This is a genomic window from Chryseobacterium vrystaatense (assembly GCF_000737765.1).
Taxonomy (GTDB): domain Bacteria; phylum Bacteroidota; class Bacteroidia; order Flavobacteriales; family Weeksellaceae; genus Chryseobacterium; species Chryseobacterium vrystaatense.
Window position 1 is genome coordinate 14,988 of record NZ_JPRI01000011.1, and the last position, 15,208, is coordinate 30,195.

The 15,208-nt window shown below is 43.6% G+C and carries 5 protein-coding genes; all 5 read right to left on the bottom strand.

The window, feature by feature from the left end:
• Window positions 1-54: 54 nt before the first annotated feature.
• The 5 genes from IW16_RS22095 to IW16_RS22115 are packed head-to-tail and all read right to left on the bottom strand — an operon-like array spanning window position 55 to window position 14,769.
• Window positions 55-2,460 carry a glycosyltransferase gene (locus IW16_RS22095; RefSeq protein WP_034749839.1) on the bottom strand — a complete coding sequence of 802 codons (2,406 nt, stop codon included), beginning with the start codon at window positions 2,458-2,460 and terminating at the stop codon, window positions 55-57.
• Window positions 2,453-3,247: an alpha/beta fold hydrolase gene (locus IW16_RS22100; protein WP_034749840.1), complete on the bottom strand. Its 795-nt coding sequence runs from the start codon at window positions 3,245-3,247 to the stop codon at window positions 2,453-2,455. The genes IW16_RS22095 and IW16_RS22100 overlap by 8 nt, the downstream gene beginning before the upstream one ends.
• Complete coding sequence (locus tag IW16_RS22105; protein ID WP_034749841.1) at window positions 3,238-3,537, bottom strand: acyl carrier protein; 300 nt, start codon at window positions 3,535-3,537, stop codon at window positions 3,238-3,240. The genes IW16_RS22100 and IW16_RS22105 overlap by 10 nt, the downstream gene beginning before the upstream one ends.
• A complete protein-coding gene (locus IW16_RS22110; RefSeq protein WP_034749844.1) occupies window positions 3,525-7,757 on the bottom strand; it encodes a type I polyketide synthase in 4,233 nt (1,410 codons plus the stop codon). Before IW16_RS22110 ends, IW16_RS22105 begins: the two co-directional genes overlap by 13 nt.
• A 19-nt stretch (window positions 7,758-7,776) precedes the next feature.
• Window positions 7,777-14,769 (bottom strand): type I polyketide synthase, encoded by a 6,993-nt coding sequence (locus IW16_RS22115; protein WP_034749976.1) that lies wholly within the window; start codon window positions 14,767-14,769, stop codon window positions 7,777-7,779.
• Window positions 14,770-15,208 lie beyond the last annotated feature (439 nt).

The following is a 15,208-nucleotide window of genomic DNA, read 5'->3' on the forward strand; positions in this document are numbered from 1 at the left end:
ATCACATCGTCATTATCAGTGCTGGCATGTACCGATAATGACGATTTTACGGGCTTATACAGAAACTAATCCTGAATCTTCTTTTAGAACAAACTCTTCCAGCAGTTCTACCGCGCGGTCATTCCCGCCTGCACTGAGTAAGCTGGTCTGAACTTCTTTGGCTGCATTCCTGTAAGCAGGGTTCTCCAACAATTCAAAAACGGTCTCACGAAGGGCTTCCACCCGTAAACGCTTGTACCGGATACTGATTCCACAACCTGCCTTTTCGATTAATTTGGCGATATGGAAATGATCATAAGCGATAGGCGTAATCAACATCGGCAATCCGTTCGTGAATGTATCGTTAACGGTATTAAAACCTCCGTGGCAGATCACCATATCCATATGCGGCATCAGCGCTGACTGGGGTACGAATCCGCTCACAATAAAATTAGAAGGCCATTCATCAAATATTTCGGGTGGCGTTGCTGCGATAACCGTCACAGGCTGATCTGCAAAAGCAGCAATTACTTTTTCAAAAAAGGCTTTACGGATATCTACCAGCAGGGTACCTAAGGATACAAATATTTTTGGTGTCGTGGACGCTTCCAGTTTTTCCCAGTCAAAAGGAGCCGGATTGGGACGTCCTTTTACAGGACCTACAAATCTCATATGAGACGGTACGGTTTCAAAATCAGCAAACGTCTGAGAAGTAAACACAAGATTCAGCTGATGAGAATGGATGAAAATACCGTCATCCTCAATGCCCACTTCTTTCTGAAGATCTTTGATCAGGTTCTGCTGCCATTCGAATATTTTGGGTGCGTTATTCGCAGTATCTCCCATTACATCCGGAGGTACAGGTGTTGTCGTAACACACGGAATCTGGTGTTTGTGGGCAAAAAGAGCTCCTCCGAAAGTAATACAGTCATTCACCAGAACATCCGGTTTCCAGCTTTCCATCAAACGTTCTAATCCCGGCATCATCATTTTGGCAAACGGAACATACGTTTCTTCCAGTGCCAGTTTCATGACTTCGGGTCCTGAGCAGGCAGGCCCGTCATCCTGTCTTTTTAGAATACGTCTGATATCCTCCTGAAACGGAATAAGATCTTCTTCAGGATAAAAATAAGATCCTCCTTCGGGAATATGTTTGCTGTCCAATGGAGTAATTCCAAACCATTTCACCTCGTGTCCACGAGCGATCAGACTGGCTCCTACGCTTAAGGTAGGGCTGATATGTCCAAAAAACGGAGGGATTACAAATAAAAATTTAGACCTGGATTTTACAGTTTCTGAAACAGGAACCAGGGCTTTTTCCAGTAAATCAGCCGCAGTGGCTGTTCCTCCGGCTTCAGCATAAGATGCGCCAACGGTTTCGGCAGCTTCTTTATACGCTGGATTATTTAAAATATTTTGTACGGCTTCTTTCAAGTGATGAGATTTAAATCGGTTAAAATTAAGACGCTCTCCTGCTCCGGTACGTACCACACGCCCTGCAACATGAGACTGATCGTAGGCAATCGGGATCACCACCAGCGGAAGACCGTTGGAAAGTGCTTCAGATACCGTATTGTGGCCGCCATGACAAACCACTCCGTCGAGATGAGGAAGAAGATCGAGCTGCGGAACCTGCTGATACACCATAAAATTCTCCGGCCAGCTTTCAAAAAGCTCCGGATCTGAAACCAGTACCACCGTTAAATCTTCATCCTTAAACGCATCCACTACCTTTTGGAAAAAAGCTTTTTTGTGATCATGATCGAAAGTGGTTCCTATGCTTACCAGGATCTTTTTGTTGGTACTGCTTTTCAGTCTGTCCCAATCAAATTCACACGAGATGCGGCGCTCTGAAAGAACCGGACCGGTGAACTGATAATTGGAAGGCAGATCCATTTCACCAAAGAAATATTTGGACGTTAAAACAAGCGTCAGCAGATCAGAAGAAGCCAGTGAACGGTTTTCAGTTACCCCCAGTTCTTTCTGTAATTCGATGATCTTATTCACTTCCCATTCGTGTACTTTCGGCAGTTCATCCATCATTTTGATGGCAGCCGGAGCGGTTACGGAAGTGCTGTATGGAAGGTTTAACTGTTGAGCGGCAATAGCAGCGGCAAACAGCTGATGATCCCCGATGATCATATCAGGCCGGTACTGTTTTAACAAAGTAACAATACCATTGTAGCAATGTCTGTTTAAAGGAATCAATACGTCATCGTACAGAAACTTAATGCTGTCGATGCCGTAGACTACTTTTTTAGAAATAATATCAAGATAGCTCTCGCTTTCTTTTTTTTCTTCGTCGGTCTGGTCGTACTGTATGAGTAAGAGCTCTCCTCCGACAGGAAGTTTTGTACTTAAATTTTTATCAAGACTGATCCAGGCCACTTCATGTCCTCTCTGCAGTAATTCTGCACCGATGCTTAATGTGGGATTGACATGGCCCGTCAATGGCGGAACAACAAATACAAATTTAGCCATGATGTTGTGTTAATGGGTTAGATAATGATTGAGATAAAAAATGAACAATCGTTTCGGCAATCTGAACAGGTTCCTGTATCGGGACATTGTGATCACCGGGAATCAGTTCCAGTTCAGCTCCTCCGATCTTCGTTTCCAGCCATTCGCCTGTAGGTTTACAGTTGGATTCAGATCCGTAAAGCAGCAGTGTAGGGATCTCCATACCTGAAAAACTGACGTCACTCAGAAAATGTTTTTCCCGGATCATATCTGCCTTAATGCTGGTCTTTTCAAACAGGAACTCATACATGCGGTGATTTTTCTCCATCTGCCTTTTGCCCATCTGTACTTTGGTGGTATCCGTAAAATTGGCGACATAATGTTCGAGAAATTCTTTGCTGTATTCATCAATGATATTGCGTGCCTTTTCATCCTGAGGATCCGGTGCTTCGATCACCACCAGCTGACTGACCCGGTTGGGAGCCTTCAGTGCAGTTTTTAAAGCTATAAGACCTCCGAAGCTGTATCCCGCCAGATGTACTTTTTTAAGATCTAAAACATCCAGCAGAGCCAGCAGATCGGAAGACATGCTTTCCAGGTCATAACCATCGGTAAAACGCTCGCTCATGCCGTGGCTTTTCAGGTCATACATGAAGACATGAAAATACTTCGCCAGGATCGGTGCAATATTAAAATAATAAATGGACAGGTTGCTGAACATCCCGTGGATGAGTACCACCGTCTGTTCAGCCCCTTTATTGAGTTCCTGAATGTGAACCTGTTTATGGTTAACCGTGATTATTGGCATTCGTAGATATAATTGATGATCATACGGAGGTCAAGGTTGATCAGTTCGTCTAAGTCCATAGAAGACAGCCATCCTGTGAAGTCGATCTGATCCCCGAAATGTGCCTTGATTTTCTCAGAAAAAGAAACAATTTCGATGCTGTCCATTTCCAGGTCTTTAGTGAATGAGCTGTCGGGAGTGATGTCCATTTCCTCTACAAATTCAGCACCTATCACCTCAGTGATAAAACCTTTTAAAAGAGTAAACAGTTGCTCGTGATTCAATTTTAATGTGTTGTTTATAGTGTCCATCCGATAATATAATTTTTATGTTTAATAGTTTTGATTTCAGTTTGGTTGATCCACAAATGATCTCCCTCAATATGGGTGACTTCAAAGGCTTTTGGATTTCCTTTCAGTCCGGTGCCGAGAAACTTTCCGTACGCTTCTTTGGCTGTCCAGAACCTCGTGCTCCATTCTTCCTGATCTCTGCCTTTTAGTAAGGTTAATTCGTGATCCGTAAAGACCAGATCATAAAATCCGGAGCTGCGTTCTTCCATGGTTTCCATGTCAATGCCGACAGGACTTCCGAGACGGGCAATACCTACCGCATCTTTTCCTTTGTGCGCCAGTGAGATGTGAATATCTTTCGTAATATCGCTGATCAGATAAGGTTTTCCGGCTTCATCCTTCGCTATTTCAAAGGTGATGGGAAAACACGGATGATTTTTCTGTTCGCGGAGAAGATTCCGGACGGCATCTTTAACGGCTACACGGCTTACCATCCATTCTTTCCGCTTATTGGGAAACAACTGCTGGTGGTATTTTTTTTCAGTCTGGTTAAAATATCTTTTGAGAATAAAATCCCACGAAGCCACTCTTGTATAGGCCTGATGAAAGAAAAATACCTCAGGGGCAATTTCCTCCGAAAGACGGTTATGCAAAGGCGACATGGAAACGTTCCATAAAGGTTCATCAATTTCCAGACGGCGGTTTTGCCAGCCCGTAATCGCGCACCATACTTTTCCGTTTCTTTTAAGGATAATATCTGCGATGGCGAATTCTTCATTGAGTTCAGTAAGGATGCAGGTACATTCAAAAAGTCCATCCTGATCCTCCATATCTCCAAAGAATTCTATATCTCTTATTTTCACCGGGAAAGCAATTCGGTCTTTCGTTAAGGTAAGCTGAAGCCATAATCCAAATAACTGTCCGGCATTATCCAGTAAAGATCCTTTTCCTCCGTTTCCTTTTATTGTTCCTACAATTCCTTTTGTTCCCACTTTTGAAACCTCTGTAATCCCCTGATAAAGTTCTCCATGGAACATATGTTTATCGTAGATCTCTTCAGGTGTTCTTTCGATCGGCAGAAGGTCACCAACAGACAGATCAAAAGAAGGTACCGGAGGAACGGATGAGGTCAGCAGAATTTCTGCATTGGCAAAATTTTCAATATCTAAATAAGCGTGATTTGGTGAACGCCATTCTCCTTTGACTGTTTTCTCAAAAGGCTGAGCGACATTCATCCACTGAAACACACTTACATTCATTATTTTATGAACGCGTGTACCCTGTATTTCGGCCTGTGCTATTTCTGCGAGCTGCTCAAAAATCATGGTCATCGGAATTACCGGTTCCATATCGGCTACTTCATGCCATCCTTTCGGCTGCCTTAATAAGCTGTGATCGATGAGGTAAGGATGAGTGTCTAAATTAACATGAAGCAATTTTGAGAAATTCTTACTGATGGGTGCTTTAGGCATCTGTGCTCCTGGAACTGTAATTTCAGGGCGGTTCTGAAACAGGGTCAGTACTTCTTCCTGCATCCGGATCATATCGGTAATATTCTCCCGGAAAGCCTGTACAAGAGGATGTCCCGTCTTCGCCACAGTTGCCGAAACGGTATTTTGTTTTGATACTTCGAAAGACTGAGCCAGGTTTTGAATTTCTTTAAAATCACGAATGATCGGTGAACCTAACTGTAATTTGATTCCTTTTCCGGATGATTTTTTTGATGGATTCTGAATCTCCAGAAAATCGAGCGAGGTCGTTTTACCTTCTACAAACAATGCCGCTACAACACGCTGCAGCTGAGCCAGTGCAGATCGTGTCGCAACACTTGAAGCGATGGTACTGAATGCTTTCCCTTTTAAGGTATCATCAATAAAACCAATCAATCCTCCGGTACCTATCTGAATAAAGAATCTTGCGCCTTCTTCATACAGTTTATCCGTCAGTTCACGAAAACGAACCGGCTGAACAAGATGCTCAGCACTCAGTTTTCTGATGGCATCCTGATCGGCAGGATACGGTTCCAAAGTCGTTGCCGACCATAAAGGAATCTTCGTCTGCTGAAACTCTGCTTTTTCCATTCCCGCTAAGATCACATCCAGTTTATCAGCGATAAAAGGAGAGTGAAAACCAGACTGGAACGGCAGGATCTGATGAAAAATCTGTTTTGATTTCAGCAGAGGAACCAATTCATCCAGGGCTGCATTACTCCCGCACAGGATGACCTGATTCGGGCAGTTGTCATTGGATATATATAAATTGGAAATGGTGTCGATCAAAGGTTTAACAGTATCAATTCCCGCTCCGATCGCAATGAATCTGGAATCTTTTAATTCAAAGGTTTCCGGATTAAGAACATCGATCAAAGCTTTTACGGAATTCACTTCTGCCAATTCGGAAGAGTAGCCCGCAAGCCATTCTCCAAGGCTGTGTCCGGCATTCATATCCGGAACAATTCCCAGCTTTTTCAGGGCGTTATCAAGGATGCTGCATTTGTTGAAAATTCCTAATGCATCGCTTAATAAACCTTCCCCTTCTGTTTCGATAGGTTCGGTTAATCCAAAATAACGGCTCACACTGTCCACTTCCCCTTTTGCCAGGCCGTCTAAGCCCGGAAATACGAAGGCAATTTTTCCACCGTCTTTCAGTAAAGGAGTGTTGGTATACCAGATATCCTGTTTATTGCGCCACGGATTATCCTTAGCTGCAATTTTAATTGCTTTTTCTATTCTTTCAGGAGTAGGATCGAATAAGGCAATCCGGTAATTTCCCTCACCTGCTGTCGTTTCATTATTTCGTAAAGCGTAAAGCAGTTCTTCATGGGTGGGTCTTGCCAATACCAAAACACCGTCTTTTTTCGGCATATCATAGCCTTCCAAAACGACGTGTGCATTGATTCCTCCAAATCCAAAGGCATTGACTGCCGCCACTTTTGGCAAGCCTGTCTTTGACCAGCTTTTCGGTTCCTGAACCGGAGCGAAACGGGTCTGTTCCATATCAGCAACTGGATTTTCGCAATATAATGTAGGCGGTAAAGTATCATGATGAAGCGCCAGACAGGTTTTGATCAAGCCTGCGATTCCGGCAGCCGGCATAGCATGTCCGATATTGGATTTTACGGATCCTATTCCTGCCGCCCGGGTTGTTTCTTCTTTCGTAAAAAACTGGGCTAAGGTCTGAAGTTCTGTTTTGTCTCCAAGCGGTGTTCCTGTTCCGTGTGCTTCAAGATAACCGATCTGTTTTTCATCGAGATCAGCATTGATCCATGCCTGCTGTAAGGCTTTAAGCTGGCCTTTAACAGAAGGACTCATCACGCTGGTTCCGTTACCATCGCTGCTTACTCCAACGCCTTTGATGACCGCGTAAATTTTATCCTGATCACGGACTGCATCTTCCAGTCGTTTTAACACCACAAAACCACAGCCTTCACCGATCAGCAATCCATCGGCATCCACACTGAAGGGTTTGATCTGCTGCTGATGTGACAGAGCTCCCAACTGAGCAAAAATACTCCAGAAAGCAGCGTTTTGCCCGGTATGCACACCGCCCGCAATCACCATATCACAGCGCCCACGGTTCAACTCCTGAACTGCATGATCTACTGCAATAAGAGCACTGGCACAGGCGGCATCTACTGTAAAGGCAGCACCTCCTAAGTTGAATCTGTTGGCGACCAGTGAAGCCACCAGATTGGGAATCAACCCCATGGCTGTATCCGCCGCAAAACGTCCTTTACGTTCCTGAAAGGCATGCTTCACTTTTTCGATATCTGCTAAAGATACCTGAGGAAGCAATTCCTGAAGGATTGAAGAGATCTGTTCTCCGGTGCGCACAATTTCAATGGCCCGTGTTGCTCCCGGACCGGTATAGTTTCCTTTACCGATGATGATTCCGGTCTTTTCAAGAGAGGTTCCCTTTTGAAATACACCGGCATCTTCCAGCGCTTTCTGTACCAGATCAAGGGTTAATAAATGATCAGGTTCCGTACCTTCTACAGCAAGTGGTAGAATGCCAAAAGCCGTTGGATCGAACTCATAATCTGAAATAAATCCACCGCGTTTACAGTAAAATCTGTCAACAGGATTGACAGCATCACTGAAGTGCACAGGATCAATCCTGTCAGCCGGAACTGACTGGGTAGAATCTACTTTATTGACAATATTCTGCCAAAAAGTGTTGGCGTCCTGTGCCCCGGGAAAGACACAGGACAGGCCAATAACAGCAACATCTGTTTTTTTCATAGTTATCGTATACAGAGGTTTACCAATTGTTTCCTGACATGATCAATACCTGACTTTCGGTTCCGTATTTGATCTCGTTAAGAAAAATTTCTTTTCCCTGATCCAGTGGAATTAAAGAAATACCGCGACGTTCATATTCTGTTTCCAGTGTCGACGAAACCATTCCGGCTCCTTTCCACGGGCCCCAGTTGATAGAAATTACTTTTCCTTTTAATTTTTTGTTTAAAGCTTTCGCGTAATCATCCAGTACGGAGTTGGCTGCCGCATAATCGGTCTGACCTTTATTTCCGTATACTGAAGCAATACTTGAGAAGAGCACCACAAACTGACAGTCTGCACGAAGCTGTTCTGCAAGGACACGAAGCGGTTTTACTTTGGTATCAAAAACACGTTCAAATGAGCTTGATGTTTTCTGTCTGAACAGTTTATCCTCTAAAAGACCTGCTCCATGAATGACTCCGTCTAAACGGTTGTATTTTTCATAAATATTTTTGACTAAACCTGATAATCCTTCCTCGTCGCAAAGGTCTAAGGATTGGTACACCACCTTACTTCCCATTTGCTCCATATCCCGGATGGTACGAAGGATCTGATTGTTTTTGAAGATTCTTACGGTTTCTTTTTCTATCTCAGCAGGAGAAGTGAATGTTCCGGTTTTGATCAGATAACTTCTTATTTCTTCCTTGGTTTTCATGGCTTCCACTTCTTTAAGATCTGCCAGGACATCTCTCGGATCTGCCGATCTGCCCACAAGAATATAGGTACACGGATATGCTCCGGACATATGTTTTACGAGTTCAGAAGTGATTCCCTGTCCTCCTCCAAGCACTAAGACAACAGATTCCTGATCTAATTGAATGTGCGCTTCTTCAAGGCTGGTGGATAACGGGGACGGTATGATATCCACTTTATGCCTTTGATCATGTTTGTAAATGACCTCTGAAGGTGTATCGGTGGTTAATATTTCTTTTAAAGCAATCTCAGTAATCTGATCGACTTCCTGTGGCGTACTCAGACTGATGAGCCTGCATGAAGTCTTTTCAAACTCTCTCGCCAGACTTTTGAAAAGTCCCGGATAGCCTTTATAGTGGCGCAGAAGACGGGTATCTGTCAGTTCCTGAATATGGGCCGGAATATCTGATATCAGATACACCCATTGAGCTTTGTCAAGATCCAGTTTTTTAATCTGGTCCACATGATCGATGATGCTGTGCTTTACCGTTGACGAAAAGAGATCCAGAATGATGAGTCCGTCAAAATCGGTCAGATCCTGATGCGTATCCACCAATTCTGCGATGGCACCATGCTTTTCAAGGGCATTTTTGATGGCCATGGTTTGCGGGCTGTTATCCTGTGTGATCGCAAAATGCTTTCCTCTTAAGATTTCAGTATTCTGTTCTGTAGAAACATTGGTTGGAGTAAGATCAAAACGAAGGCGTGATAACAGATTCTGTACCGGTTCGGCATCAGTGTTTCCGCTCATCTCGCTGATCCATGATGCCAGTCCCTTTAATGTTTTAATAGCGGCCAGTTTCTCCATAAGATCGTCGGCCTGATCCATACCTTCCCCAAAACCAATTCTGGTTTTAAGATCGGCGATAATTTCCATACGTTTGATGGAATCGATGCTCAGGTCAGCTTCCAGATCAAGATCGAGGCCCAGCATTTCTTTCGGATATCCTGTTTTTTCACTTACGATATCCAGAATGACATTCTGAAGTTCTTCAAGGGAGAATGCTGATTTTTCCTGTGGCTCTGCTGTTTTGGTTTCTGCAGGTATATTTTGCTCAGGAGAAGCTGTGGTTCCAGCGCATTCAGTAAGCCATGAAACCAAACCGCTTAAGGTTTTGATCGATGCCAATTTTTCCATGACCGTATCTTCATTGGCATTATCCGTCGTAAGCGATCCCAGCTCACTGCGAAGGGTTCCTATGATCTCAACCCTTTTGATCGAGTCAATACTCAGGTCAGCCTCAAGGTCCATTTCCATACCCAGCATTTCCTGAGGATATCCGGTTTTATCGCTTACAACCTGCAGCAATAAAGTTTTAATATCTTTTACCGGAGCCTGTTTTACAGCAGTAACCGCTGGTTTTTCTATATGGATTGGCTGTGCAGGAATGGTAACCAGACGCTCATTTGCTGGGACAGATACTGATGCTGCATAAACAGGGGCAGGACTAATCTGCGGATTCTGTCCCAGGAAGGAAAGCATCACATCACGCTGTGCCTGGATCAGCTGTTTCATGGTATTTAAATATTCCTGCAGCATACGTTCAGCAGCAGGCTGATGTTCGGCTATGGGTGCCTGTTGGTTTGGTGTAAAATTGTTCATGGCAATAGGAGTTAATATTGGTAATGCACCATTGGCAGGCAGATTACCTGTAGTTGGATGTGCCGCCTGTCCGTTCACACGCCAGATGGCTGGATTTTTTTTATACAGTTCGGGCTGGTCCATCTGGATCAGTCTGGCATTACGGCCATCGAAAAGTTTTTCAATGCTAAAGCTTCGGCCTGTTCCCAGATATTGTGCCAGCATAGAGAGAAGATGACTGATTTTGTTTCGGTTGCTGTCTTCTGCATACAGGATCAAATGATCTTTCTCCAAACACGATTTGGTCAATCCCGAAAGTACTTTTCCGGGTCCTACCTCAATGAATATTCTAGCTCCATCAGCATACATGGCCTGAATTTCTTCTACAAATCTCACAGGCTGCACCAGGTGATCCGTCAGTCTTTCTTTAATTTCTGAGACTGTTGCCGGATAAATTTCTGCAGTGGTATTTGACCAGACAGGAATCTGCATTTCACTGAAGGCAACCTCTTTCAGGACCTCATCATATAAGCCTTTGGATTTAGCCAGTAACGGACTGTGGAATGCGCAGGCTACTTCTAATTTTTTAGCAGAAATACGTTCCTGCTTAAGCGTTTCCATTAATTTGTTGATGGCTGGTGTAGTTCCTGCCACAACACATTGGGACGGAGCGTTATAATTGACCGGATAGCAGTCTTCTGTCTTTGCTAAAATCGGCTGCAGCTGTTCTCTTGTGGTGCTTACCGCAATCATGGTACCCGGATCACCTCCCTCCACCGAATCCAGAATGGCATGAGCTCTTTGAATGCTCAGCTCAACCAGTTTTTCTTCTTCGAAAACTCCGGCAAAACATAAGGCTGGTAATTCACCATAACTGTGACCTGCCACCATATCCGGAACAATGTCCAGTGATTTCAGGAATTTGGCAAGAGCAAGGTCAACAATTCCTAAAACAGGCTGAGCCAGGCGGGTATCTTTAATGGTTTCTTTCTGTAGTTTTAAAGCTGTTTCATCAAATGCAGCTGAAGGGAAAACGACTTTTTCCAGATCAGGATATCCATCAATCAGTTGACGCATCGCCGGAAAAGCCACGAACAGGTCGCGGGCCATATTGATTCTCTGACTGCCCTGTCCCGGAAACAGGAAGGCTACTTTACCATCGCGTTTATTGACTGTAAAGGTATCTTTGCTTTCAATTCCTGATAATGCCAGCTCGATGTTCATCATCAAATGTTCGGCGGTATCGGCAACAATGCTTAACTGGATTGGTTTTTCTGAACCAACCGCTAAACTGTAAGCCATATCTTTTAACGGAATGTCACCGTTGACTTCTAAGAGAGATTTGATCTGAGACAGTTGAATTTTAGCCTCTTCATACGTCTCGCCCCGGAACACAAATAATTCCGACGGCCAGGATTGCAATACCGCAGAATCGTCTTCTTTTGGATGATTGGCAATAACGGTATGGAAATTAGTTCCTCCAAATCCAAAAGCACTGATTCCTGCATAACGGTTTTTCTCGCCCCACAATCCACTTTCCGCATAAAAAGCGAAGGGACTGGTTTGGGCATTATAGTAAGCATTCGGGTGCTGTAAATGAAGGGTTGGTGGTTTCACCCCGTGATATACCGCAAGGGATGCCTTGATAAGTCCGGCCAATCCTGCTGCACATTTGGTATGCCCGATCTGGGTTTTGACAGAGCCTAAATGGGTTTGCCCGGGAACAGCTCCTGAACGGCTGAATAAATTCGTCAAGGCACTCAGTTCGGTCTTGTCTCCCACTACAGTTCCTGTACCGTGAGCCTCTACCAAACCAACTGAAGCAGGACTGATCCCTGCCTGGGAATACGCGCGCTCCAAAGCCCGCACCTGCCCTATTTTTCTCGGTGCTGTAAGACCCAGTGCTTTTCCGTCACTCGATCCTCCAACTCCTTTAATTACAGAATAAATACGATCGCCATCACGTACTGCGTCTTCATATCTTTTTAAGACAAGAATAGCAACTCCTTCACCCAGAGCGATACCATCAGCATCACCGTCAAATGTGGCACATCGTCCTTTTCTGGACAGCGCGTGAGTACTGGAGAACATCAGGAAATCATTGATCCCGTTATGCAAATCTGCTCCACCGGCAAGAACCATATCGGATTTTCCTAATATCAGTTCCTGACAGGCCAGATCAATAGCAGCTAAAGAGGAAGCACACGCTGCATCTACGGTGAAATTTCTTCCTCCAAGATCTAAACGGTTCGTAATCCTACCTGCGATTACATTCGCCAAAATACCCGGGAACGAATCTTCTGTAGTATGCGGAAACGCCTGTTTCACCTCTTCATGAAGTTCTCCGAAAACCTGTTTATAGTATCCTCTGAAACTATAGCTGTTGGCCAGGTCATTCCCTCCTTCAGCTCCTATAATAACAGATATATTTTCTCTGTTGACATGCTTTTCGCCATATCCTGCATCATCCATAGCACGCTTGGCAACCAATAAGGTCAATAGCTGTGTTGGTTCAATGGCGGCAAGAGATTGGGGAGGAATACCAAATGCCAGAGGATCGAAATCAATTTTCGGAATAAATCCGCCCCACTTGGAGTGGGAAACATCCGGTCCGTCTGAATCGGGATGGTAATAAAGATCTTTATTCCACCGTTCATCAGGTACTTCGGTCACGCTGTCTCTTCCTAAGATGATGTTGCGCCAGAATTCTTCCATATTTTTAGCTCCGGGGAAAATACATTCCATTCCTATAATAGCCACGTCTAATGGTTTTTCGGTGGACTTAGGTTCTTCCGGCAAAGCTGCCTCTTCAATATATTTATAATTGTCAATACTTACATTCTGATGCAGTGTGGCAAGTGAGATGACCCTGTTTTGCATGGTTGCCACCTGTCCGATCATGTACATGCCCAGATCAAGCTGTTCGCTTTTAGGGATGTTGACCAACTTATCTCCCTGACGGTCGATTCCTTTTGCGGCAATTCGAAGACGGCCTACATTTAATTTTTCAAGCTGTTCCCAAACTTCTTTTTTATCCATTCCGGCAGCGAGAAGTTTCGTTTTTTCAGTACTGAAATGTTTAGCAAAAGCTGTATTCAGACAACGGGTTTCGTGTCCCGGTGCAGTCTCCAGCAAAACGGTATCTTTGGCCTGCATCGCCTGTACCTGGAATTCCTTCTGGATCGCTCCGGTTTGTACCGCTTCCTCTGTATAGAGATAGGCAGTTCCTATTAACACACCTACTTTTACTCCTCTGGCTGCTAAAGGAGCCGCCATGATAGAAACGAAAGCGGTTGAAAATGCATTATGGATTCCTCCGGCAAAAAATACACTGATGTTCTCAGGATGCTCTTCTTTCAGAATACGCTCAATCTGCTTTTCCCAAAGCACCATACTTGACAGAGGACCTACATGTCCTCCGCATTCACGTCCTTCAAAGATGAAATTCGTAGCTCCTTCTTTTAAGAAGATATCAAGCAACGCAGGAGAAGGAACATGAAGGAATGTTGTAATTCCTGCCTTTTCAAATATTTTGGCCTGTGCAGGTCTTCCTCCGGCAATAAGAACTACGGAAGGTTTGGCTTCTAATATATAGGAGGTCTGTTCTTCTCTCAATTCCTGAGGTGCAAATCCCAAAATACCGACACCCCATGTTTTTTCTCCGGCCAGTTGTTTAGTTTCCATCACCAAAGATTTCGCAGCCTCTCCTTTTAATAAAGATAAAGCAACAAAAGGCAAAGCTCCCGCTTCTGCTACCGCATTGGCAAATAACGGAACATCACTCACTCTGGTCATAGGACCCTGTGCGATCGGATAGCGGAGGCCTAATTTTTTAGCCATTATATTATTTTCACTGATCACCTCCAATGCTTTAGCCTGCTTCAGATGCCCAAACATTGCTTCCCTGAATCCAAAGACCATTTTTTTCAGACTTTTGAAATCTTCATAAAGATCAGTAGCCAATGAAATATCCTGACCCATCGGGATATAATTCCTATCCAGGTCAAAACCATTGAAATACTTTTTCAGTTCTTCGGCATTTACATTTTCCGGTAATACAGGTGAATTTGGTCGTACCAATACACGATGGCCGGCAATAATTTTAGCTTCTGTTCCATTAAGTTTTGAACAGAGTTCTTTTATATTTTCAGGAACAGCCGTTTCCGGGAATAAGGCAAGCTGACTATCCAGTACAACGCCTGTTGCACCGAGGGCTTTTACAGCAGCAGCGGTGTGGAGTCCTATCCCACCCTGCACCCAAACCGGTATTGTTTTAATTTCTTTGATGACACGCTGGAACAGTACAAATGTGGATTCGTAGCCTACCAGTCCCCCTGCTTCATTTCCTTTTATAATGATTCCTTCTGCTCCCGACTGTTCAGCCATTCTGGCTTCATCCAGGCTGGTAACCTGATAAACAGAGGGCAGATCCGGTGCGGTACTTATTGAAGAACCCAACGGAAGGATTGCCATCCTGACTTTTTGCGGAATATGCAGGGAAGTACATTGGTCATTGGAAAGATAAATACCGTAAGAAGGAATATCTATATGATCAAGTTCATCCAGCGCTTCCTGAGCGGCAGTTAAGTCATGTCCTAAGCTTAGAACGGGGAACGCACCGGCCTGATGCAATGTTTGCATAAGCTTGACATCCGGCTTTTCAAAAGGCGTTAATCCAATAATGGTTAAGTTTTTCATGGCATTTATGATATTGAGATAATAGTTAGAAACTCCATAACTACGCCAGCCTTTCGGCTTCAAAAGCATATATCAGTTATGAGGGAATAAAAATAATGAATTTATATTACATTTTTAACCATAAATGAAAATTGATAATAATTTTTTAACAATAAATTATTATGAATTCAAATACTATTAAAATATATGGCATATATTTCTAATTTTCAGAAATAATACGGTACAGTCTATGCGATTCAATTATAAGTGTTTATACTTGAATAATGAAAGCAAATATAAAAATAAAAAACATAATATTTCAAAAATAAGAGAATTATTTTTTCAATATTACAAAAATATAACACACGAATAAAAGCGCATGAAATCTAAAAAAACTGACTTTCGTCATGTGATACAAAAGCTGATGTTATTCAGGAGAAAATATTTTTTTTTCAAAATT